We start from the raw sequence: 24,028 nt of genomic DNA on the forward strand, positions 1-24,028 counted from the left end.
TCAATCCTTTTCTTTTTTAATCATTATGATGTTTATGATGCCCTTTCTTTTTATAATATTTCCCATTATTTTTCTTTTGTTGAACTGGTGCATATCTTTTTGAAGATTTATCACCGTGTACTTTTTTGTGTTGACCTGGTGGTAAGCTACGATGGTCATCATATCTTACTTCGTACTTCGGATATTTCTTATACTTCTTTTTGTGTTTATGCTGATGCTCTAATCCATATATAGTTGTAGATCCATCACACGAAACCAAAAATAAAGCAGCAAGAGCAAAAACTGCAATCAAGTTAATTTTTTTTAATAGTATTAGTTTCATAATCATATTCATTATATTCACTTTGAAATAAAACAATAACCTTACCAAAAAAGACTTTACTATATTTTAATGAATATACTGATTGGAATAGTATTTGAGACTCAATAATTAAACTATTAAAATTATGAAAGAAAAAATCCAATACCGCTACAAAACAACAAACGAAGCCTTAGACGAACTAAAAGAAAATGGTTTTACGATTGACTATAATATCGAAAAAGATCAATTAAAACAAGCTCCTGAAATCTTTGATATCGTGTGTATTTATCGTTACGAAGGAATGTCTGATCCTGATGACGAATCTTCGGTTTATGGTATAATCAATAATCAAAACGGAGATAAAGGTGTTTACGTGGTTGGAAATTTATCAACAGATGACGATGTCGATCATTTCTTGGTTGATTTGGAAATAAAACGTAGAACAATTCAAGAATAAAAATATTACAAATTATTAATCAAATAAAAAAGCTCGATGCAAATGCATCGAGCTTTTTAGGTTTTATAACATCTTTCTAATTAGAAAGGATATTCATAAATTTTTGATTCGTGGAAGTAAGGGTGACCTTTTGCTTCTAGGTTTAATTTAGAAACTGCATTCATAACTACGAATGTAAATAATCCTCCGATTCCAACTAATGCTCCAATTTCCATTAAACCAAAGTTGTGGAATGGTCCAACAGCTGCTGGCATAATTTGGTTGTAGAAATCCCAGTAGTGTCCAAAGATGATAACGAATCCCATCGCGAAAACGATTTGGTAACGACGTTTCATGCTTGATGAAATTAAAATCAAGAATGGAGCTACTAAGTTAATGATCAACATCCAGAAATATAATGGGTATTGCGCCATACGTTGTTGGAAGTATTGAGCTTCCTCAGGAATGTTCGCGTACCATTGTAACATGAATTGACAGAACCATAAGTATGACCATAATAATGAGAAACCAAACATGTATTTTGTTAAATCATGTAAATGGTTATCATTAAATAATGGTAATGCGTTCTTTCTTTTTAAGTAGATAGAAATAATTGCCATAATAGAAACCGCAGAAACTAAATATGAAACCATTCCGTACCACATAAATAATGAAGAGAACCAGTGTGGATCTAAAGACATCACGAAATCCCAAGCAAATGCTGCAGAACAAATTGCGAAAATCACTAAGTAAATTACTGATTTTTTGTACAATTGAGCGTACACTTTTAAGTCTCCGTTTGTCTCATCTAATTTACGTGTTGCGTTTTTAATTACTGGTAACATTAAAGATAATACTACTAAGTAAATAACACAACGTACTAACCAGAAGTTAGGACTTAACCAAAGTTGAGCTTTGTTCGCCATGAAGATATCATACTTCTCGCTATCAGGATTTATTAAATCAGCATCCATCCAGTGGAATAAGTGATTCATGTGAAAATAAGATCCTAAAACGATGATAGCTACAAGTACAGAACCAACTGGTAAAAATGATGCGATAGCCTCCATAACACGAGATACTACCATAGACCAACCAGCGTTAGCTACGAATTGAATACATAAGAAAAACAAAGCAGATGCTGCAATACCAAACGATAAATAAGCTGGTACATAGAAAGCAGCCCAAGGTCTGTTTTTCAATAAATTTGTCAAATGCTCCATGTGTCCAGCATGATCTGTGTTCATAGATGCATAAGAATCTGAAATGTAGTCACCAAAAAATTGAGTTGGGTGAGCTTCAATCAAACCGTTAATATATTCAGTTGAATTAGCAACATCTTGTTGATGTAAGAAAAATCCTATCCCGTAAAGTACAACACCTATAACAGCTAAGATAAGTGATGCATTTTTTAATCTTGGGGAAAATGTATATTGCATAATAATTAACTTATTTTATTATTTATTAGTTGCTGTTTCAGTTTCTGTTGCAGGTTTTGCTTCAGCAGTTGCTTCTCCAGCTGGAGCAGCGGCAGCTGTAGTAGCACCTTTCAAACTCATTACATATTCAGCAACTCTCCAACGGTCTGCAGGAGTCAATTGAGATGCGTAAGAACCCATCGCATTTTTTCCGTACATAATTACATGATAAACAGAACCTACTGTAACATCTCTTTCGCTATAATTAGGAACACCTGAATAAGCTTTAGATTTTACGATTGATCCTTGTCCATCACCAGCGTCACCGTGACAAACTGCACAGTTTTGTCCAAACAATAACTTACCTCTTTCTAAGTCTGCAGCTTTGTTAGCGGCATTCAAAGGAGAAACAGTTACTGCTTTTGCTTGTGCATAACCAGCGTTATTGTTTTTGAAAGTCCATGGTAAAATATCACCATCTGTTCTTGCAACAGCACCTTCTACAGATTCTAATGCAGACATATTATGATTTTTACTTAATACAGGAACTTCAGAGTTTTCTTCGTCATGAGGGTAACCAAAAGTTGCCTTTTCGTAAGGATCATATGCCGTAGGATAATACATATCTGGCATATATACGATACTTGCGTGACGTTTTTTATCAGAACAAGAAGTGATAATAATACTTCCTAATCCTATAAGTAATGCTATCTTTTTCATTATGCTTCTTGTACTAAATTGTTAACACTTGGTTCTACGACTACATCACCTTTTACAGTTACTTCTTCAGCACCAGTTTCTACAAATACATTTTTGATTTTCTCAACATCAGCTGTTCTGATTTCGATTAAGAATTTATCATCTGTTGTACGTGGATCTGGGTTTTTAGCTTTAGCTCCTGGGTACATTTTGTTACGCACTAAGTATGTTAATGACATAAAGTGAGCTGCACAGAATACTGTCAACTCGAACATAATAGGAACGAAAGCTGGCATATTCTCACCCCAAGAAAAAGATGGTTTCCCTCCAATATCTTGAGCCCAGTCATGGTTCATAATAAACCATGTCATCAAAGATGCTAACGTTGTACCAAATGCACCGTAGAAGAAAGCAAGGTCAGAAATACGAGTTTTCTTTAATCCTAAGGCTTTATCTAAACCGTGTACAGGGAAAGGTGTATATACTTCATCTATCGTAATACCTTGTTTACGAATAGATTTTACTGCTTTTAATAAATCATCATCGTCTCCGTAAAGACCATAAACGATTTTAGTGTTCGTGATGCTCATCTTCAGTATGATGTTTTTTATAGCTTTCGCCTGATGATTTCAAAATAGTTTTTAACTCAGATTGTGAAATAACTGGGAATGTACGTGCGTACAATAAGTATAACACAGAAAAGAATCCCATAGTACCTAAGAAGATACCTACGTCTACCCATGAAGGCATAAACATTGTCCAGCTCGATGGCAAATAGTCACGAGATAAGTTGATAACGATAATATCAAAACGCTCGAACCACATACCGATGTTAACTACGATAGAGATAACGAATGTCCAGAAGAAGTTTCTTCTGATTGGACGAATCCATAATAATCCTGGTACTAAAACGTTACAGATAATTAACGCCCAGAATGCCCACCAATAAGGTCCTGTTGCTGCTCCTGGAGAGAAGTATGTAAAGTCTTCGTAACGAGATCCTGAATACCAAGCGATCCATAACTCTGTTAAGTAAGCTACTGCAACCATACCACCTGTTACAACGATTACAATATTCATATACTCGATGTGTTTACGTGTGATATAATCTTCGTAGTGTAAAACTTTACGCATTACACTTAATAATGTTTGTACCATCGCGAAACCAGAGAAAATAGCTCCAGCAACGAAATATGGAGGATATACTGTTGAGTGCCATCCTTTGATTACCGACGTTGCGAAGTCAAAAGATACAATCGTGTGTACCGAGAATACTAATGGTGTACATAAACCAGCTAATACCAAAGATAACTCTTCGAAACGTTGCCAATGTTTTGCTCCACCACCCCATCCGAATGATAAGATTCCGTAGATTTTCTTAGCGAATGGTTTTGTTGCACGGTCACGTACCATAGCGAAGTCAGGTATTAATCCCATCAACCAGAAAACTGTTGATACAGAGAAATACGTAGAAATCGCGAATACGTCCCATAATAATGGTGAGTTAAAGTTAGGCCATAAAGATCCAAATTGGTTAGGAATTGGGAATACCCAGTACATTAACCATGGACGACCCATGTGAATTACAGGGAATAACGCTGCCTGTACAACGGCGAAGATCGTCATGGCTTCCGCAGAACGGTTAACCGACATTCTCCATTTTTGACGGAATAATAATAAAACGGCTGAGATTAACGTACCAGCGTGACCGATACCTACCCACCATACGAAGTTGGTGATATCCCAACCCCAGTTAATCGTTCTATTCAATCCCCATACACCAATACCAGTTCCTACTGTATAAGCAATTGCTCCAACACCAAAGATGAATGCAACCATTGCTATACTGAAACATGTCCACCACAATTTGCTTGCTGGCGTCTCAATTGGACGAGCAATGTCTACTGTGATATCGTGGTAGGTTTTATGTCCTAAAATAAGGGGTTCTCTTACCTGTGATTCGTAATGTGACATATTTGTTTACCTTATTAATTCTTTACTAATTTAATTAAGCTTGTTCTTTTCTGTTTCTAACTTTTACTTGATAGATAACGTTTGGTTTTGTACCAATTTCTTCTAATAAAACATAAGAACGTTTATCTTTCGATGCTGCTCTTACTTCAGATTTATCATCATTGATATCACCAAATTTCATCGCACCTGTTCCACAAGCAGCAGCACAAGCAGCAGCAGCCATAAACTCTTCGTCTTTAACTACTCTGTTCTCTTTCTTAGCTTTTAAGATTGCAGCTTGAGTTTGTTGGATACAGAATGAACATTTCTCAATTACTCCTCGTGTACGTACAACAACATCTGGATTAAGTACCATACGACCTAAATCATTGTTCATGTGGAAGTCGTATTTATCATTGTTCGCCCAGTTAAACCAGTTGAAACGACGTACTTTATAAGGACAGTTATTTGCACAATAACGAGTACCAACACAACGGTTATAGGCCATCATGTTTTGACCTTGACGACCATGAGATGTTGCACCTACTGGACACACAGTCTCACAAGGAGCGTGGTTACAGTGTTGACACATTAATGGTTGGAAAATCACATCTGGATTTTCAGCCTCTGGCTTAATTAAACGTGTATATTGTTGTGGTTCGTTATCTGGATCAGATTCTAACGCAACTTTTTGAGTTAATTTTCCGTCTTTATCTTGGTAAGTAACATCAGAGTAGTAACGGTCAATTCTTAACCAATACATATCTCTCGACATACGCATTTGCTCTTTACCAACAGTTGGTACGTTGTTTTCTGCTTGACAAGCAATCACACACGCTCCACATCCTGTACAAGAGTTCATATCAATTGTTAAATTGAAGTGAGGTCCTGTTGAACGATCAAAACTAGCCCATAAATCTACTTCACCTACTGGAGAATCTCCTCTCCATGTTGGCATCTTCGCAACTGGATTCCATTCTTGACGATCTGTGTTGATGAAATCTGCTAAAGAAACTTCTCTTGCGATTTCGTAACGTCCCATCAATGTTGGTTGTTGTTGCATGTTAGCAAATTCGTGTTTATCTGAACGAGAAGATTTTTCGATCTTAACGTTAGATGCACCTACATTACCAGTGTATAATGCGAAAGCGTTAACCCCTACATTATTTGCAACTTTACCAGCTTTTGTACGACCGTAACCGAAAGCTAAACCTACAGTTCCGATTGCTTGACCTGGTTGGATGAATACTGGAACATTTTCTAAAACTACTCCATTAACAGTTAAGTTTACATACTCACCGTCAAATTGCATTCTTCCGTTTGTAACGTTGTAGTTATCTTGAATTTTGATTCCTAATTTTTCCGCATCATTTGGATTAACTGTTAAATAGTTATCCCAAGAGTTACGTGTAATTGGATCTGGTAATTCTTGTAACCAAGGATTGTTTGCTTGTGTACCATCTCCTAAACCAGCTTTAGAATAGAATTGAATCTCCCATTCTGTCGCTTTACCAGCAGCTAATTTTGTAGCAGCAGCTGCAGCAACACCAGTGTTAGCAGTAAATGTAGAAGTTTCAGTCGCTTCATTATAACCATTGTATAATGCTTTGTTGAAATCTACACCTAATTTTGGTAAAATAGCTGATTCCCAGTTTTGTTTTACATATAAGTAATATGGAGAAACTTTTTGTCTAGTTGCAGAAACCGCCATCACCATAATTGGATCATTTGGATCTTCTACTTCTGTTACTTTAGTTACTCCTGTCATCCATGCGATTAATGAATCTTGGAATTGACGAGAATCAAATACACGTGGAATTGTTGGTTGTTGTAATGAATAAACACCTGTTAATGGGTTGAAATCATTCCAAGACTCTAAACCGTGAGTAACTGGAGCAATAACGTCCATTACTGATGCAGTTTCGTCTAATTTTTCAACTAAACCAACTTTAAGTCCAATGTTTTTGAAAGCTGCTTCAATTTCTTTTGCATTTTTAGCATTGTAAATTGGATTTGTTTGGAAGTTTAATAAAACTCCAACTTGTCCAGCTTTAGCTTCTGCAACAAATTGATTAAATACAGCGTCGTTAGACTCTTTTAATAAAACAGCTTTATCAGAAACTGCAGCTGATCCTAACAATTGGTTAATTGCGTATGCAATTGCGTATGCTTCTTTCGAACCATCAGCCATAACAACCGCTTTAGAACCTTTTGCTGTTAATTCAGCAGCAATAGCTAATGCTTCTTTAGATGAAGCTGAACCACCTGCTAATTTATTATAAACTTCAGCCAATACTTTTTCAGTATCAGTTGGTTTTAATGGATAACGTGTATCAGCATTTGCTCCTGTTAAAGATAAAACAGATTCTACTTGGATGTGACGCATCATTTTTGCTCCTGGTTTACGAGCAATACCATAATCACCTTCCATTCCACCACCATTATAATCACCTAAGAAATCTGCGTTGAAAGAAACAACTAATTCAGCATTCTTAAGATCGTAGAATGGCAATTCTCTTTTTCCATAAACTTCTTGCGCTGCGTCTAATGCATTCGTAGAAGAAATTGCATCATAAACAACGTGTTGAGTTGTTGGATATTTTGTTGCAAACTCAGCAATCAACTTTTTAGTTGTTGGTGAAGGTAAAGATGAAGTTAAAATAACTACTTTTTTCCCTCCTACTGATGCTAATGCTTTTGTTACACGGGCATCAAGCTCTTTCCAAGATGTTGCTTTGAAGTTTTCACCTGCGTTTGTTAAAGGTGATTTTATTTTATCAGAATCGTATAATGATAATACAGATGCCTGAACACGTGCATTTGTAGAACCATAATATTTTGCGCCTTTGTTTGCATCAATTCTAATAGGACGACCTTCTCTTGTACGTACTAATACGTTCGCGTAATCGTATCCATCAAAAATTGTAGATGCATAATAAGTAGGTACACCAGGCATAATGTTTTCTGGTTTCACTACATAAGGAACAGATTTTACGATTGGAGCTTCACAGGCTGCTAAAGTAACAGCAGCTGTACTGAACCCTAAAATCTTCAAAAAGTCACGTCGTGAAGTTTGACTATTCTCCATGGCGTTATCATTCCCTAAGAAATTATCTACAGGAATTTCTTCTGCAAATTCGTTGGTAGTTAACTTTTCATTTAATGTATTGTCAGTTAACTCCTCAAAACTTTTCCAGTAATTTTTCTTCGAAGCCATTTATACTCCTCTCTTTTTTATATTAATAATGACATTTACCACACTCTAAACCTCCGATAGCATCAACTGTAATCTTAGTTGCGTCACCGTACTGTTTTTTCAGTTTTTCGTGTAGTTCTGCGTAATATTCTTTGTTATACTCGTTGTCCATATCTACCTCAGTAGTTCTGTGACACTCGATACACCATCCCATTGTGAAATCATTCGCCATTTTTACTTCGTTCATTTCATCAACACGTCCATGACATGCAAAACAAACTTGGTCTCCTGATCCAATGTTCAATTCTTTAGCATTTGGAATAGTTCCATCTTTAATTGCTTTCTTAATCGCTTTCTCTCCTGCTACAACGTGTTGCGCGTGGCTAAAGAATACGAAATCTGGCATATTGTGGATACGTACCCATTCGATTGGTTTTTGTGGACCATCGTATTTGTTCGTTTCTGGATTCCATCCAATCGCTTTATACATTTTTTGGATTTCTCCTGTATAGAAGTTCTTAACCGCCTCCTCATCAGCGAATTTACCAGAAGTGATTAATTCTTCTTCGAAGTAATCTCCTTTGTATTCTTTGATTGTTTTGTGACAGTTCATACATACGTTTGGTGAAGGAATTCCAGACACTTTACCGTATTTAGCAGAACTGTGACAGTACTGACAGTCGATACCTTGTACACCTGCGTGAACTTTGTGAGAGAAATAGATTGGTTGTTCTGGCTCGTAACCTTTATCAACACCAATTCCCATTAATCCCCAATACACGTTGTACAATGCAAAGAATGCTAATACTGCGATTAACACACCACCAACTTTTTGGTATTTTTGGAAGAAGTTTGCGAAAGAAAAAGCAGCTTTTTCTTCTTTAGAATCTAAATCATCAGTTGCAGTTGCTTTAACTAATGCATTAACGCGAACCAAAATCCACAATAATAATGCTGCTAATACAACAAATCCAACTGCGATAACTCCTGTTCCAGCACCGCCTCCGTTTCCGGCAGCAGCAGCTTTAGCAGCAGCAGCTTCTTTCTTTTTTGCAGCTTTTGCATCATCAAAAGCCTTTTTACCACCATCAGGATCGGCAGTATACGCTAGAATATTATCAATATCACCGTCAGATAAGTTAGGAAAAGCTAACATTTCAGTGTTATTGTACTCAGCGAAAATTTTGTTTGCATACGCATCTCCAGACGCACGTAAAGCTTTGTTGTCCTTAATCCAAGCGTGTAACCACTCTTTTCCAAGTCCAGCTTGTTCTTGTACGCGTTTCTCAACATTACGTAATTCCGGCCCAATTAATTTACCATCAATCTGGTGACATGCAGTACAGTTGGCTTCGAATAATTCGTAACCTTTACCTGCATCTTGGGCATTTGCTAAGGAGAACGTCGATAGTATTATCGCGCAGCTCCATAAACGTATTCTTTTTAGAAATCTTGCCTTCATTTACTTAAATAATCTCAGTTCGTTGTTTCTTTTAACTCGTTTTTATTTGAACACTTAACTAACAGCAAAAATAGCTTCAATACTTAATAAAATCATAAAGTTTACATACTGAACTTTGTCATTGAGCTTAATTTAAAACGTTTCTAAATTAATTGTTAAAAAATATGGGTCTATAAATATTATCTATTTGGTTTTGTAGAAAAGATTTAGAACAAGAAAAATTGCTATTTAACATAATTTTAAAAATAATCAAAGTTCTTTTTATTAGAATCTGCCAATCAATTTTATAGTTTTATCATCATTAATTAGTATTCATAAAAAAATTGGAACAATATTCGTTGTAAGAAAATAAAAGTCTATAAAATTTAATAACTTAATTGTAAAAAGTATATTTGCACAAATTAATTTCATCTTATGAAAAAATTTATCTTTTTATTCCTTATTACTTTTTCTTCTTGTGTTTTTGCTCAAGATAAAATTGATACTGTTCAAATCATCAATAATGGTACATTGAATATGGAAATTGATAGTAGAATAAATAATGTATTAAAAGCAAAAGAAGATGCTGTTTGTAGTTATACCACTACTGTAAAGAAACCGACAGAGAAAAAACCAGTTATACAATCTAATGATCCTTGTGCGGGAACGCCACAAGTAAGTGGTTTCAAAATTCAGATTTATTATTCAAAAGATAGAAAAGATGCGGAGAAAGTAAGAAATGAATTTTCTAATTCTTATCCACATTTATCGGCTCAGACTGCTTATTTCTCGCCAGATTATCGTGTTTTGGTTGGAGATTATTTCACAAGAGCATCAGCTTCGAGAGATATTCGTCGTTTAAAATCAAAATATAACAGTGCTTTTTCTATTCCGTTCAAGGTTTTGTGTAGAAAAGCGAAGTAATAGTTTATAAAAAGGAAAATGTATCCTTATCACAACAAAATAAAACAACGAATAAATAATGGCGAATTAGTTTCGTTTGAGTTTGTAGAAAAATATAAAAATATTTCTCCATGTTTAGTTTTATATTTCAAAACAGAACCTTTTATAAGACATATTCGCGAGCATCGTTTTTCTGAATATAGACAATTACTAAAAATAGAAAACGATTAACTTCTTTTAGAGATTTAAAATTTATTCGAAAACATAAAAAAATCGTTATCAATAATCTTGGTAACGCTTTTTTATATTTTAATGGTAATATTTAGTAGTTGATTCATGCTTTTGTTTTTAGTTGTTCAGAATTCTAACTCTGCCCTCAATTTCTAATTGGATAAGTATCGATGCTAAATTAGTTTGTACAAATCCTAAATTACCTGCAACTAAAACACCTTTTTCTCCAGTCGATATTTTTTCGATTCCATAAACACTCGATTCATCTTCTGGACTCGAATTTCCTTCGTAACGATAGATGTAAATAATCTTAAAATCATGCGGATGATCAATCAAATCACTTTCTAATAAATTAAAATCTTCTTGATATCCTTTTTTGGCAAGCTCGCTTAGCGCAACACTTGACGTTTCATAATTAAATTGCCTTCTTTCAAACATAAAATTTACTTTTACTTGGTTAATACTTATAAATCTAATCAATTAATAAACAGAAAGTTGTTAAACATTCGTTAAGTATTTAAGTGCATAAAAAAATTAACATACTTAATGACTTATTGTATTCAAAATAAGTTCTTATTTTTGACAAAAAGATACAATGATTTTAGAAAAATTAAACCAAAACGAAGCTAATTTTGCTGATGTTATTGCGCATATTGAAGAAAATTATCTTTATACAGCTTCTGCTTTTGTAAATGGAAATCAGGAAAATGCTGTGGATCAAAATCAAGGAAGTGCGAAGGTTTTTGCTTTTGCAAAATTGAATAATTTCTCTGAAGATGATACCTTAAAATTATTTGCAGAACATTATCAAGCTGTATTAGATTCGCCAGAAGGAACTGATCACAATAATATTCGTCAATTTATGCAAAACGGATGGAAAGGTGTGACATTTGAAAACGAAGTGTTGACAAAAAAATAAACTCAAAAAAAAAACGTCTTACAAAATGTAAGACGTTTTTAATTCAACTAAAAAGGAGCCATAAAACTAATCGTATAATGATCGATGGTTTTTCCCTTCAAATCTTTCAATTCCAAAATAACTGGTACTTTATACGATTTTAGCTCGCTTTTCGGAATTTTAATGTCAATTAAACCTTGCTTCAATTCGCCTTCGTCTATCTTTATATATTTATCAGGTTCTACTAGCAATAGGGTTTTTCCACCTTTGAAACCATTCACATTTACAACTAATTTGTACGTTTCATTCGTTTTATTCATCAAACTATATTGCATCGTATTGATAATATAATCGCCTTCTACAACATAATCTTTTCCTGGAACTTGTAAAAATTTTACCTCGACATCACTTCTATTCGACATAAAAATCGTCATAGCAGAAATCATCGCAACCAAAACTAACGTAAACGTGACTAATCTTGCAGTTATTTTGAATGATTTTCCTTGTTCAATATTTTCTTCGGAAGCATATTTTATTAATCCTGTTGGCAAATTAATCTTCGTCATAATATCATCGCAAGCATCCATACAAGCTGTACAATTGATACATTCTAACTGAGAACCATTTCTGATATCGATTCCCGTAGGACAAACCGCCACACATTGACCACAATCGATACAATCTCCTTTTCCTGCAGCAACACGATCTTCACCTTTTCTGAATTTTGAACGTCCATTTGTGCTTTCACCACGTTTAAAATCATACGAAACTTGAATCGTTTTTTTGTCAATCAAAACACCTTGAAATCTCCCGTAAGGACAAACCAACGTACAAACTTGCTCACGAAACCAAGCGAAAACAAAATAAAATAAAACACTAAAAATAAATATTCCGAATAATAAACCACCATGCTCTGATGGACCTTCGGTAATCACTTTTATTAATTCATCCATTCCGATGATATACGCCAATAAGATATTCGAAAAGAAAAATGACAACATATAAAATACAATCCACTTTCCTCCTCTTTTCAGAATTTTCTCTTCGTTCCATTCTTGTTTATCTAATCGAATTTGTTTGCTTCGATCGCCTTCTATCCAATATTCAATTTTTCTGAAAACACTTTCCATAAAAATCGTTTGAGGACATAACCATCCACAAAATAATCGTCCATAAACTGTCGTAAATAAAATAATAAAAACAACACTCACAATCATTCCGAATGCCAATAAGAAAAAATCTGTGGTAAAAAAAGGATAACCGAATAAAATGAAATTTGTATTGAACACATCAAACTTAAAAATAGGATTTCCATTCGGTAATGTTATAAAAGGTAAACCAACCAATAAAATCAATAAAACCGAAGAAACAATTGTACGATAATTCGTGTATTTACCAGAAGGTTTCTTAGCATACACCCATTTTCGTGTCCCTTTTTTATCCATTGTAGCGACTTCGGATCTAAACTGTTCATTCTCTTTTTCGAACCCAAGTTGCGTTGTATCATGCTTTACATCACTCATACCATTTACTTAATATCTATGCAAATTTACCGCTACATCTACGCTAAACTTTGGCACTATTTATGGTATTTATGGTAATATTTACGGATTGATATAAATCATTAATTCATAAAAACATAGACCTACCCCCCTAAACTACCTAGTATGAGAATTTTAATTTATTTTATCACATTATGCTTTGCAAATAGTTTATATGCGCAAGAAATACATAACACAAAAAATGTCTCTCAATTAGCTATTTATCCGAGCTGCGAAGATTCTACAGACAATTATTCGGGGTGTTTTGAAAACAAACTAACAGAAGATGTTTCACAGCGATTAGCGAATATAAAATTGGATAAAATCTTAAAAGGTTCAGGAGATTATTTCGCAAAATTATTTTTTGTGATTGATGAAAACGGAAACTTCACAAATGTAACTTCCCAAGGAAATGAAACTTTAGCAAGAATTTCGACACATATTTTATACAAAATAAATCGTGAACAAGAAGAAAGTGCAACCAAAATAAAACCTGCTTTAGTAGACGGAAATCCTGTAAAAGTTAGTTTTAATATTCCAGTAAAATACAATTTAAAGTAACTACGAATAATATTGTTTTCTGAATTGTTCGGGCGTAAACTCAGTGTATTTTTTGAAGAATTTCACAAAATAAGAAGCATCCTGAAAATTGAGTAAATACGCAATTTCTGTGACCGAAATTTCTTTATTTACCAACAAACGTTTTGCTTCTAAAACAATGCGACTTCTTATTAATTCACCTGCCGAAGTAGCTAACACATCTTTGCAAAGTGCATTCAAATGATTGGGTGTGATGTACAACAATTCGGCATACTCTTTTGGTAATTTTTTGATCTTGAAATTTTGTTCAATAAGTGACTGAAAATTACGCAACAACACCGATTGATAATCATTTTTTTTGACATTTACAGCTTCCAAACTACGTTCAATATCAATGAATAAATTCATCAAATGGAAACCAATTTTTAAATTCGAGAATTGATTATTTTCTTGATTTTCATTTATCATTTCTTCAAAATAACTTGAAATTTTTTCTTGTACATCTGGCGAAATTTCAACCACATGATCTTTCACCAAAATAGATTGTAAAAATCTAAATTTCTGTAAAATGGAAGAATTAATTCCAATCCAATCGAAAAAATTATCAAAGAAATTCACGACAAATCCATCATATTCTTCCTTAAAATACCATTGATGCACTTGCCCTGGTTTCATAAAATACATTGTTCCAGATTTTGCCTCAAATTTCTCAAAATCGATCAAATGCTCGCCACTACCTTCTGTAAAATAGACCAAATGGTAATAATTATGACTGTGAACTTCCTGTAAATGTGGATTACTATCAACATAACCTCTAAAACGATCGATGGAAAACAACTCATTGCTATTTTTTTCGGTATTCAGGTTACAGATATCGTATGTTGGAAAAAGTCTTTTAGTCATTTTGAAACAAATTATCAAGTGTAAAAATAAAGAATATTTGAAAGGAAAAATTTAACTTTAAACAATAGAACATCAAAAATGGAATTTAAAGAGAAAAAAATTGTCTTACTTTCTTTGGATGGCGGAGGAATTAGAGGAATTATATCGTGTGTCATTTTAAAATACATCGAAGATAAATTAAAGGAAATTCATGACGAAAATGCTAAAATAGGCGATTATGTCGATTTTATTGCAGGTACAAGTACTGGTGCTTTAATCGCTTCTTTGTTGTTATCGCCTTCGGAAGATAATCCTAAAAAAGCAAAACACTCGATTACAGATGCGTTGAATATTTATTTGGGAGAAGGAAAAAATATTTTCTCAAAAACATTTTGGACAATTCTCAATAATCCGTTGAGTGTGCTGAAAGATAATTTACCAACACTTGTATTGGAAGAGCAATTAAAAATCGTTTTTGGAGAGACAGAGTTAAAAGATTTGATTCGTCCTTGCGCAATAGTTTCTTATGATACTGAGCATCAAAAACCAAAAATTTTCAATTCGATTGATGGAATTTCTCCTTTCCGAAATTTTTATGTAAAAGATATTTGTCGTGCTTCATCAGCTGCGCCAACTTATTTTGAACCTGCAAAAATAAAATCATTCGCTGATCAAGAATTTAGTTGTATTGATGGTGGTGTTTTTGCAAACAATCCGACTTTTGTTGGTTTTATCGAAACGCAAAAAATAAATTTTAATAAATATTTCAAAGACGAATTAAAATATAATGGAACAGCACCTTTACAAGAATTTATTATCATTTCTCTCGGAAATGGTTCGCGTGCAAAATCATATAAACACGAACATTTAACAGGAATTTCAAAATCTAAATGGGTAGATCCTTTGGTAGACATTTTTATTTCGACTGGCGTTGATATGGTCGATCAGGAAATGAGAAGCATGTTCGCTTTATTGAAGCCAAAATATCAACAAAATTATTATCGATTTAATCCTGAAATTCCAGAATCTGCATTGGATTTAGGAAATGTTTCCAACAGCAACATTAAAACATTATTGGACGTTGCCAATGATTATGTCGCAAAACACAAAGAACATTTGGATGAAGTCGTTCAAAAATTAATTTTCAATCAAATTGAAATCTCATAAAAAAAGGCTTTGAGTAAAATTTCAAAGCCTTTTGTAATTTCTATTTATTTCGAACATAAACAAATATTTCTTGTTCTCTATTCAATCCTCTATTATCCACAATACTTTCTAAACACGCATGACAATCTGTTACAATTCCCTCTCCATTGTAATTCGTGTAACTCCCATTCTCTAGCGCAACAACATGTGGTTTCAACAAATCTGCATTCAGTTTTTTGCGTTCTCCAATCAAGGTGTACACATATTCACGTCCAGTTTCGTCAGTAAAATTATCTACTTTATAAATTTGATCCAATTCTCTTTCGTGATCAATTATAACAAATAAGTAGTCTTTGTGGCTATCTTTTTCAAAAAAAATTCTTCTCATAGCTTCAATTGTTTGACTCAAATTTAATAAAAGAATATTGGTTTTACCAATGAAAATTAAAAAGTTTTAAGAGAATTTTAAAATATTATCAATTTCAAAACAGATAATATTTTACTTTTACATTAGCCAAAACACAAAAATGAAAACTCTTCTAAAAATCTTGACTTTAGGATTAATTTGCCTTATTTGTCAACCAATTTTTGCGCAAAAAAACGCGAAATTAAAACATGACTTCGAAAAAATTATCCGTTCAAAACATTCATTTCCTTTTAATGGAGTTGTGATTGTTTCCAAAAATGGTAAAACGATGTATGAAAAAGTACATTTCTGGTATTATCCTTGTAGGAAATTTGTATCTTGAATCCAACTAAAACGAATAAAATCTAACCAATTGGAATTCAATACAAAAAAAATACTCAAATATTTCTCTCTTACGCTTTTATCAATAATTTTATTGCTGACCATTGCAATTTTTAGTTTACAGTTTCCTGCTGTACAAAATTTTGTAAAAAATAAATTAGTTAATTACCTCGAAAATAAAATACATACAAAAGTTCAATTAGATCGTATTTATATCGATTTTCCAAACAGTTTGGTCATGGAAAATCTTTTTTTACAAGGACAAGATGTCGACACACTTTTATCGGTCAAAAAATTTGACGTTGGTTTAGATATTTGGCAATTGACCAAAAGTAAAGCCGATATAAAATCTATTGATTTAAATGGTGTTCACGCGAATGTTATTCGTAAACCAGATGGAAAATTCAATTTCAATTATATTATCAATGCTTTTGCAACAGACGAAAAAGACGAAAGTCCTTCAAAGCCATTTATCATTTCGTTAGATAAAATAAAACTGAATGATATTAATGTTTCCTTCAATGATCAGCAAGCGGCAAATAACATCAAAGTTTATCTAAATTCATTTGATACGCGTGTCAAAAAATTCGATTTAGAGCAAAATTCGTATGGAATTGGCGATTTCAATTTGGATGGTTTAAAACTAAAATTGAAACAAGATATTGTAAAAGAAGTTGCGAAAAAAGTAGAAGAAAAAGTAGATTCTTTGAATGATCAAAAGCCAATGAAAATTGAATTGAACGGAATTAATTTAACCAATTTTGAAGTAGATTATGGTGATGATATTTCTGGAATGTTTGCTAAAGTCAAATTCAAAGATTTCAAAACGCGTGTTAAAAAACTTGATTTACAACAAAATTCTTATGCGGTTGATGATATTTTGGTGAATGGTTTGTTGGTTGATTTTAATCAAAAAATGGTTGAAAAAATTCAAGAAAATAATGTGGATAGAATTGATCCAACTAGAAAACAAACTCCATTTCAAATTGGGTTGAATAAGATTAATTTGAATGATATCAAAGTCAATTATGGTGACGAAAATTCGAAGACTTTTGCCAAAGTTAACCTAAACGAATTTGAAACTCAAGTCAATAAACTTGATCTTGAAAATTCAATTTTCGACATCGAAAATATTTTGTTGAAAGACGCTGATATCGAAGCGAATTTATTCCTTTCTTCGAACAATTCTACTTCTACTTCATCCACTTCTTCAGCCCCAATGAATTTGGTTTTGAACGAAACGAAATTTGAAAATGTAAAAGTAAAATACAACAATACTGCAGAACGCCGAACAGCTCAAGGAATGGATTTTAATCATTTGGATTTTTCTAAATTAAATCTTGATTTGCGCGATTTCGAAATGAAAAATAACACATTTGCTGGACAAGTAAAAAGTGCTGAAATAAAAGAATCAAGAGGATTGAATATTCAGAAATTAACAACAGATTTCTTGTACGCAGATACACAAGCGTATCTGAAAAACCTTTATTTACAAACACCAAGAACCGTTCTTCGTGACGAAGTTATTTTGCGTTACAATACGATTAATGAGTTAACTTCTCATCCAGAAAATGTTTTGGTTAATGCGAATATCAAAAATTCAAAAATTGGTTTGGCAGATATTTTAAATATTGCTCCAACGCTTAGAAATACGACGCCTTTCGACAAATATCCAAACGCCATTCTGAGTGTTAACACCAATGTAAAAGGAAAAGTAAACGATTTATTGATTAATAATCTCCAAGTTTCTGGTTTAGATGATTTGCAACTTTCGGCTTCTGGAAGAGTGAAAAATGCGATGAATCCAAAGAATTTATTTTATGATTTGAACATCAAAAACTTCTCAACATCTTCTAAAACGATATACAATTTAATTCCGAAAAATACTATTCCAACTAACATTAGAATTCCTTCAAAGCTTTCTGTCAAAGGAAAAGCGAAAGGAACAACCGAAATCATCAATACACAATTGGCAATAAATTCTACGTTGGGAAATGCGAAAATTGATGCAATTGTGGACATGCAAAAAAAGGATGCCGAGAAATATAATGTCAAAGCAGACCTACAAAATTTGGATATTGGAACGCTTATTAGCAACAAGGATTTAGGCAAAATAACAGGAAAAATTAATGCTATTGGAACAAGTTTCAACCCAGAAAAAATGGTTACAAAACTTTCAGGAACCGTTTCATCAGCTTATTACAATAAATATACTTATCAAAATATTACACTCGATGCAAAAGTGAATCATGGAGTATTTGATGCACATATTTTATCAAAAGATCCAAACGCGAATCTTAATTTGACAGCTTCTGGCGTGTACAAAAAAGATTTATCTAATGTAAAATTGAATGGAAATATTGTCAAATTAGATGTTCAAAAACTTGGTTTTTACAACGAACCGATGATTGTTGCAGGAGAAATTGATGCCAATTTCGCTGATTTAAATCCAGATTATTTAAATGGTTCTTTATATCTAAAAAACTTTGCATTATCCAATACAAAAGATATTTTTCCAATGCAAGAAGTAAGCTTGATTGCGACTTCAACTGCTGATTCAAATCAAATTAGTTTGACTTCACAATTGGCCGATTTGGATATGAAAGGAAAATTTAAATTGACACAAATTTTTGGTTCGATAACTTCAACAATTAACCAATATTATGAATTTCAGAAACCAAATAAAGACGAAAAAATAGAACCTCATCAATTCTTTACTTTGAATGCAAAAATTAAAGATGATGAGTTGATTCGAAGATTTGTTCCCGATTTGAAAAGCTTCGAAACCATAACACTTGACGCAACTTATAATGCCGATTCAAAACAAATCAATGTTGATGGAAAAATTCCGAATTTAACGTACGGAACAAATACGATTAACAATGGATTGATAAAACTATCCAACCAAGACGAATCCTTATTGTATTCGTTGAATGTGGATGCATTAAAAAGTGAAAGTTTTCAATTACAAAAAATTGATTTGAATGGTGATATTACAAATAATGTGATCAATTATAACGTTTCGACAAAGGATGCGAAAGATGCAACACAATTTTTGGTGGCTGGAAATCTAAAAACGCTAAACGATATCACGGAAATTAGTCTTAATCCGAATGGATTGGTCTTAAACTACGATGAATGGCAAGTTGGTGAAGGAAATTTAATTCAGTTGAGAAAAGATGGAATTGTGGCGAATAATTTCAGTTTGATGAACAATGGAAGTCAAATTTTATTGCAATCTGAATCGGAAAAAGGAACAAGTCCGCTGAATATTACCATCAAAGATTTCAAAATTGAAACCATTGCAGAAATCATTAAAAAAGATGATTTACCTGCCGAAGGAATAATCAATGGAACAGCTCAAATTAGAGATTTAAACAAAGAAATGACCTTCAATGCTGATTTGACCGTTTCAGATTTAAAAGCTTTCGGAAATCCTATTGGAAATATTATAGCAAAAGTACAAAACACTTCTCCAACCATGATTAACGCTGATATTACCTTAGATGGAAACAGCAACAACATGAAGATTTTTGGAGATTATAATACCAAAGAAAGTGCGTTTGATTTAGCTTTAGATATCAATCGATTAGAAATGAAATCAGTGCAAGGATTTACAATGAATCGAATCAAAGATACAGAAGGTTATATTTCTGGAAATCTAAAAATCGTTGGAACAATGGATAAACCGAGCATTTTAGGTCAAGTCAAATTTAATCAAGTTGGTTTAACGATTGCTGAAACAGGAAGTAATTTCAGAAAAATTGATGACGCGATTGATTTCACGAACAAAGGAATTGAGTTCAATCGATTCAAAATTAATGACAACGATGGCAATTCATTAACGATAAGAGGAGAAATTTTAACGGAAACTTACCGTGACTTCGCCTTCAATTTAACAGCAAATGCACGAGATTTCAATGTGGTAAATTCAGAAAAATCGAACGATGCGATCATGTATGGAAAGTTAGCGGTTAATGCAAACTTAACGATAAAAGGAGATTTAGATTTACCAAAAGTAAACGGAAGTTTAACCGTAACTGATGACACGAATTTCACATTTGTTTTGCCACAATCATCGCCTTCTTTACAAGAGCGCGAAGGAATTGTCGAATTCATTGATCAAGATCAAGTGGCGCTTCAAGAAACGATTAAAACAGACGAATTAAAAGCCGAATCTAAAATAAAAGGTTTAGATGTAAGTGTCAATATTGAAATCAGTAAAGAAGCCAAAACGTCTATTATCATCGACAAAGCCAACGGAGATTTTGTAGAAATACAAGGTGAAGCCGAATTAACAGGCGGAATGGATCCTTCAGGAAAAATGACTTTGGTTGGCGTTTATCAAGTAGAAAAAGGTGCGTACGAACTTTCGGTGAGCTTGTTAAAACGTCGTTTTGATATTCAGAAAGGAAGTACCATTACATGGACTGGCGAGCCAACTACAGCCAATTTAGACATTAAGGCGATTTACAAAACAAAAGCCGCTCCTATTGATTTAATCGAACAACAAATTTCGGGCTATTCTTCTTCTGAAATGAATATGTATAAACAACGAATTCCGTTCAATACCGAGTTAATTTTGAAAGGTGAATTATTAAAACCTGATATTAAATTCAATATTTCAATGGATAAAGACAATCCTTCCATTGCAACTGCGGTGATCGAAAATACACAATCGAAATTGGATCAGTTGAAAAATGATGAAGCCGAAATGAACAAGCAAGTGTTTGCCTTATTGTTGCTGAATCGTTTTATTGGCGAAAATCCATTCGAAAGTAAAACAAGTGTTTCTGCAGAAACAATGGCGCTACAAAGTGTAAGTAATATTTTGTCACAACAGTTGAATAATTTGGCGGATGATTTAATCCAAGGAATTGATATCGATTTGGGATTAGATACAGAAGACGATTATTCTTCGGGATCTAAAAATACACGAACAGACCTGAATGTTGCCTTGAGCAAACGTTTGTTAAACGACCGAATGAAAGTTTCGGTTGGAAGTAATTTTGGTTTAGATGGTGATGCACGAGAAAATGAAAACATGACCAATATTGCAGGTGATATTACGATCGATTATAGTTTATCGCGTGATGGTCGATACATGTTGAGAGCTTATCGAAAAGATGAATACCAAGTCGCATTACAAGGACAAATTGTAGAGACAGGCGTTGGATTTATCATCACATTAGATTACGATAAATTCAAAGAAATTTTCGAGAAAAGAAGAAAAAATAGAGCGAACAGAGCAAATAGAAAAACACAAAATCAAGAAGTGAAACCATGAAAAAATCAACCTTAACGTATATTAAAATTATTGCATATTCATTTTCTGCTCTAGGTATTTCTTCTTGTAGCAATACACGTTTTCTGAAAGAAGGTGAGATGCTTTACACAGGTTCTAAATTAACGATAAAAGGCGATTCGTTAAGCAAAACTGACAAAGCAGAATTAAAAGATAATCTCGAAAAAAATATCATCCCCAAACCTAATTCAAGTTTTTTTGGACTTCGTCCTCGTTTGTACATTTACAACATCACGAGCGAACCTAAAAAGCAAAAAGGATTGAAATATTGGTTGAAATATAAAGTGGGTGAAAAACCTGTTTTATTGGGTGATGTCGACATCGAATTCAATAAAGATATTTTAGTTAATTATTCTGAAAACAAAGGTTATTTCAATGCCAAAGCACAGGGTGATACAATAAGTACAAACAAAAAAGCGGAAGTGCATTATGTCTTACAACCGCGCAAACGTTATTACATCAACCAAGTTAATTTCCCAAAAGATACCACTTTAGCGATCAACAAAGAAATTAAAAAAACGCAAGCAAATACGTTACTGAAAGATAAGCAACCTTTCGATTTGGATGTGATCAAGGCAGAACGAGAACGAATAGATGCGCGTCTGAAAGAAAATGGTTATTATTATTTTCATCCTGATAACATCATTGTGCAAGCGGATAGTACAGTTACGAATAAGCAAGATGTCGAACTATTTGTCAAGTTAAAAGATAAGACACCAGAGCAAGCCAAAAAACAATATAGCATTGACAAGGTTATTGTTTTCCCAGATTATAACATTCGAGACGCACGAAAAGGCATCTATAAAATGCCGATGAACAACGATTCCTTAGCAAAATACGAGCAAAATGGTTTTTACATGGTTGATCTAAAAAATAGTTTCAAACCAAAAGTTTTTGACCGTGTGTTATATTTTAAAACGGGAGAGATTTACAACCGAGCAGATCATAATTTAACCCTGAATCGATTAATTAATTTGGGTGTTTTCAAATTTGTGAAAAATGATTTCGTGATTTCTGATTCGGTTAACCATAAATTTGATGTGTATTATACCTTAACACCACGCGAATTTCAGTCGTTGAGATTAGAAGTTTTAGGACGAACAAACTCGGCGAATTATGGTGGTGGTGAGTTAAATCTCAATTGGACACATCGCAATATTTTCAAAGGGGCAGAACAGCTTAAAATGGCTTTATATGGAGCATTTGACATGCAATTGGGCGGACAAAAAGATGCGAATAATATTTTTAGAGCTGGTTTTAATACGCAACTTTCGATTCCAAGAATTGTCGCGCCTTTCAAATTTCATTCGTCAAGTGCGTTTGTACCGAGAACCAATATTGAGATTGGTTACGAATATCAAAACAGATCGAGATTATATACACTTCATAATTTCAATACTTCTTTTGGTTACGTTTGGAAAGAGAATGCGCAAAAAGAACACAATTTAAAAGTTTTTAGTGCGACTTTATTGTTTCCAGAAAAAGTAACAGATGAATATAACAGCAAGATTTACGATTCAATTGGAAATATCATCAACCCAAGTTTAAAACGTGTAGTGGACAAACAATTAATCTTTGGACCACAATATTCATACACGTATACAACCACGATGTTACCACGAAAAAGCACATTTTACTACCGTGGATCTGTCGATTTAGCGGGAAATTTAACTGGTTTGATTACAGGTGCAAATGTAAAAAAAGACAAGGAAAAAAAGATTTTCAAAATTCCATTTAGTCAATACGCAAAAATGGAACACGACTTCCGTTTTTATCATAAATTTTCAGATAAATCATCAATTGCCACACGATTTATTGGTGGCATCGCTTATCCGTACGGAAATTCAGAATTTGTTCCCTACTCGAAACAATTCTTTGTCGGAGGAAGCAACAGTATTCGCGCATTTAGAGCGCGAACATTAGGACCAGGAAGTTATGATCCACGTAACCAAAATGCAAATTTCTTTTATGATCAATCGGGTGATATTAAATTAGAAGTAAATGCAGAATTTAGACAAAAATTATTCAGTTTTCTTAACCTTGCCTTGTTTGTTGATGCTGGAAACATTTGGTTAATTAACGAAGATGAAACACGTCCAGGTGCTAAGTTTTCAAAAGAGTTTATGAATGAAATTGCAGTTGGAGCTGGTTTAGGACTACGTCTAGATTTTAATATCTTAATTTTAAGATTAGATTTAGCAACACCGCTTCGTGTCCCATATTATGAAAAAAATGATCGATGGACATTTGATAAGATTGATTTCGGAGATAAAGCATGGCGAAAAGATAATTTAATTTTGAATATTGCCATTGGATATCCGTTCTAAGCAAAGCGTAAAGCAAAAATAAAAAAAATGAGCGTCACAATGGACGCTCATTTTTTTTATTTA

At 33.3% G+C, this 24,028-nt stretch carries 19 protein-coding genes; 8 read left to right on the forward strand and 11 right to left on the reverse strand.

The window, feature by feature from the left end; genetic code table 11:
* Positions 1 to 16: 16 nt before the first annotated feature.
* Positions 17 to 322 (reverse strand): hypothetical protein, encoded by a 306-nt coding sequence (locus tag B3I31_RS01835; protein ID WP_291060162.1) that lies wholly within the window; start codon positions 320 to 322, stop codon positions 17 to 19.
* A 124-nt stretch (positions 323 to 446) separates the two neighbouring features.
* Between B3I31_RS01835 and B3I31_RS01840 the strand changes: the two genes are divergently transcribed.
* The gene (locus B3I31_RS01840) at positions 447 to 758 is read left to right on the forward strand and encodes a hypothetical protein (protein ID WP_180906125.1); all 312 of its coding nucleotides are present in this window, start codon (positions 447 to 449) and stop codon (positions 756 to 758) included.
* A gap of 80 nt (positions 759 to 838) precedes the next feature.
* On the opposite strand, the gene B3I31_RS01845 is transcribed toward B3I31_RS01840, so the two are convergent.
* The 6 genes from B3I31_RS01845 to B3I31_RS01870 are packed head-to-tail and all read right to left on the reverse strand — an operon-like array spanning position 839 to position 9,465.
* The gene (locus B3I31_RS01845; RefSeq protein ID WP_114999477.1) at positions 839 to 2,176 is read right to left on the reverse strand and encodes a hypothetical protein; all 1,338 of its coding nucleotides are present in this window, start codon (positions 2,174 to 2,176) and stop codon (positions 839 to 841) included.
* An 18-nt stretch (positions 2,177 to 2,194) separates the two neighbouring features.
* Positions 2,195 to 2,875 carry a c-type cytochrome gene (locus B3I31_RS01850; protein WP_286486256.1) on the reverse strand — a complete coding sequence of 227 codons (681 nt, stop codon included), beginning with the start codon at positions 2,873 to 2,875 and terminating at the stop codon, positions 2,195 to 2,197.
* Complete coding sequence (locus B3I31_RS01855; protein ID WP_221627898.1) at positions 2,875 to 3,444, reverse strand: DUF3341 domain-containing protein; 570 nt, start codon at positions 3,442 to 3,444, stop codon at positions 2,875 to 2,877. Before B3I31_RS01855 ends, B3I31_RS01850 begins: the two co-directional genes overlap by 1 nt.
* Positions 3,425 to 4,828 carry an NrfD/PsrC family molybdoenzyme membrane anchor subunit gene (gene nrfD / locus B3I31_RS01860; RefSeq protein ID WP_038336919.1) on the reverse strand — a complete coding sequence of 468 codons (1,404 nt, stop codon included), beginning with the start codon at positions 4,826 to 4,828 and terminating at the stop codon, positions 3,425 to 3,427. Before nrfD ends, B3I31_RS01855 begins: the two co-directional genes overlap by 20 nt.
* A gap of 34 nt (positions 4,829 to 4,862) precedes the next feature.
* Positions 4,863 to 8,024, reverse strand: a complete 3,162-nt coding sequence (locus B3I31_RS01865; RefSeq protein ID WP_038336918.1) for a TAT-variant-translocated molybdopterin oxidoreductase — start codon at positions 8,022 to 8,024, stop codon at positions 4,863 to 4,865.
* A gap of 22 nt (positions 8,025 to 8,046) precedes the next feature.
* A complete protein-coding gene (locus tag B3I31_RS01870; protein WP_291047038.1) occupies positions 8,047 to 9,465 on the reverse strand; it encodes a c-type cytochrome in 1,419 nt (472 codons plus the stop codon).
* Positions 9,466 to 9,879: 414 nt separating this feature from the next.
* Between B3I31_RS01870 and B3I31_RS01875 the strand changes: the two genes are divergently transcribed.
* Positions 9,880 to 10,368, forward strand: coding sequence for an SPOR domain-containing protein (locus B3I31_RS01875; RefSeq protein WP_291047039.1), 489 nt, complete (start codon positions 9,880 to 9,882; stop codon positions 10,366 to 10,368).
* A gap of 18 nt (positions 10,369 to 10,386) precedes the next feature.
* On the forward strand, positions 10,387 to 10,578 hold the full coding sequence (locus B3I31_RS01880) for a hypothetical protein (RefSeq protein WP_291047040.1): 192 nt from the start codon (positions 10,387 to 10,389) through the stop codon (positions 10,576 to 10,578).
* 117 nt (positions 10,579 to 10,695) lie between these two features.
* Here the strand turns inward: B3I31_RS01880 and B3I31_RS01885 are convergent, their stop codons facing one another.
* Positions 10,696 to 11,016, reverse strand: coding sequence for a hypothetical protein (locus B3I31_RS01885; protein ID WP_291047041.1), 321 nt, complete (start codon positions 11,014 to 11,016; stop codon positions 10,696 to 10,698).
* Between the two features lie 157 nt (positions 11,017 to 11,173).
* Here B3I31_RS01885 and B3I31_RS01890 point away from each other — a divergent pair, with 157 nt between their 5' ends.
* Positions 11,174 to 11,497 carry a HopJ type III effector protein gene (locus tag B3I31_RS01890; RefSeq protein ID WP_038336908.1) on the forward strand — a complete coding sequence of 108 codons (324 nt, stop codon included), beginning with the start codon at positions 11,174 to 11,176 and terminating at the stop codon, positions 11,495 to 11,497.
* Between the two features lie 47 nt (positions 11,498 to 11,544).
* Here B3I31_RS01890 and ccoG read toward each other — a convergent pair whose 3' ends face one another.
* Positions 11,545 to 12,999, reverse strand: coding sequence for a cytochrome c oxidase accessory protein CcoG (gene ccoG / locus B3I31_RS01895; RefSeq protein ID WP_291074310.1), 1,455 nt, complete (start codon positions 12,997 to 12,999; stop codon positions 11,545 to 11,547).
* Positions 13,000 to 13,143: 144 nt separating this feature from the next.
* Here ccoG and B3I31_RS01900 point away from each other — a divergent pair, with 144 nt between their 5' ends.
* The gene (locus B3I31_RS01900) at positions 13,144 to 13,578 is read left to right on the forward strand and encodes a hypothetical protein (protein ID WP_291047044.1); all 435 of its coding nucleotides are present in this window, start codon (positions 13,144 to 13,146) and stop codon (positions 13,576 to 13,578) included.
* Here B3I31_RS01900 and B3I31_RS01905 read toward each other — a convergent pair whose 3' ends face one another.
* Positions 13,579 to 14,460, reverse strand: a complete 882-nt coding sequence (locus B3I31_RS01905) for an AraC family transcriptional regulator (RefSeq protein WP_291047045.1) — start codon at positions 14,458 to 14,460, stop codon at positions 13,579 to 13,581.
* Positions 14,461 to 14,538: 78 nt separating this feature from the next.
* Here B3I31_RS01905 and B3I31_RS01910 point away from each other — a divergent pair, with 78 nt between their 5' ends.
* The gene (locus tag B3I31_RS01910; RefSeq protein WP_291087430.1) at positions 14,539 to 15,606 is read left to right on the forward strand and encodes a patatin-like phospholipase family protein; all 1,068 of its coding nucleotides are present in this window, start codon (positions 14,539 to 14,541) and stop codon (positions 15,604 to 15,606) included.
* A 40-nt stretch (positions 15,607 to 15,646) separates the two neighbouring features.
* Here B3I31_RS01910 and B3I31_RS01915 read toward each other — a convergent pair whose 3' ends face one another.
* Positions 15,647 to 15,973: a hypothetical protein gene (locus tag B3I31_RS01915; protein ID WP_125349744.1), complete on the reverse strand. Its 327-nt coding sequence runs from the start codon at positions 15,971 to 15,973 to the stop codon at positions 15,647 to 15,649.
* Between the two features lie 598 nt (positions 15,974 to 16,571).
* On the opposite strand from B3I31_RS01915, the gene B3I31_RS01920 reads away from it, so the two are divergent.
* Both B3I31_RS01920 and B3I31_RS01925 read left to right on the forward strand, forming a co-directional pair.
* Positions 16,572 to 21,620 (forward strand): translocation/assembly module TamB domain-containing protein, encoded by a 5,049-nt coding sequence (locus B3I31_RS01920; RefSeq protein WP_291087432.1) that lies wholly within the window; start codon positions 16,572 to 16,574, stop codon positions 21,618 to 21,620.
* Positions 21,617 to 23,965 carry a BamA/TamA family outer membrane protein gene (locus tag B3I31_RS01925; RefSeq protein WP_291065042.1) on the forward strand — a complete coding sequence of 783 codons (2,349 nt, stop codon included), beginning with the start codon at positions 21,617 to 21,619 and terminating at the stop codon, positions 23,963 to 23,965. The genes B3I31_RS01920 and B3I31_RS01925 overlap by 4 nt, the downstream gene beginning before the upstream one ends.
* Positions 23,966 to 24,028: the final 63 nt, after the last annotated feature.

The organism is Empedobacter sp. UBA3475 (genome assembly GCF_002378465.1).
GTDB lineage: Bacteria > Bacteroidota > Bacteroidia > Flavobacteriales > Weeksellaceae > Empedobacter > Empedobacter falsenii_B.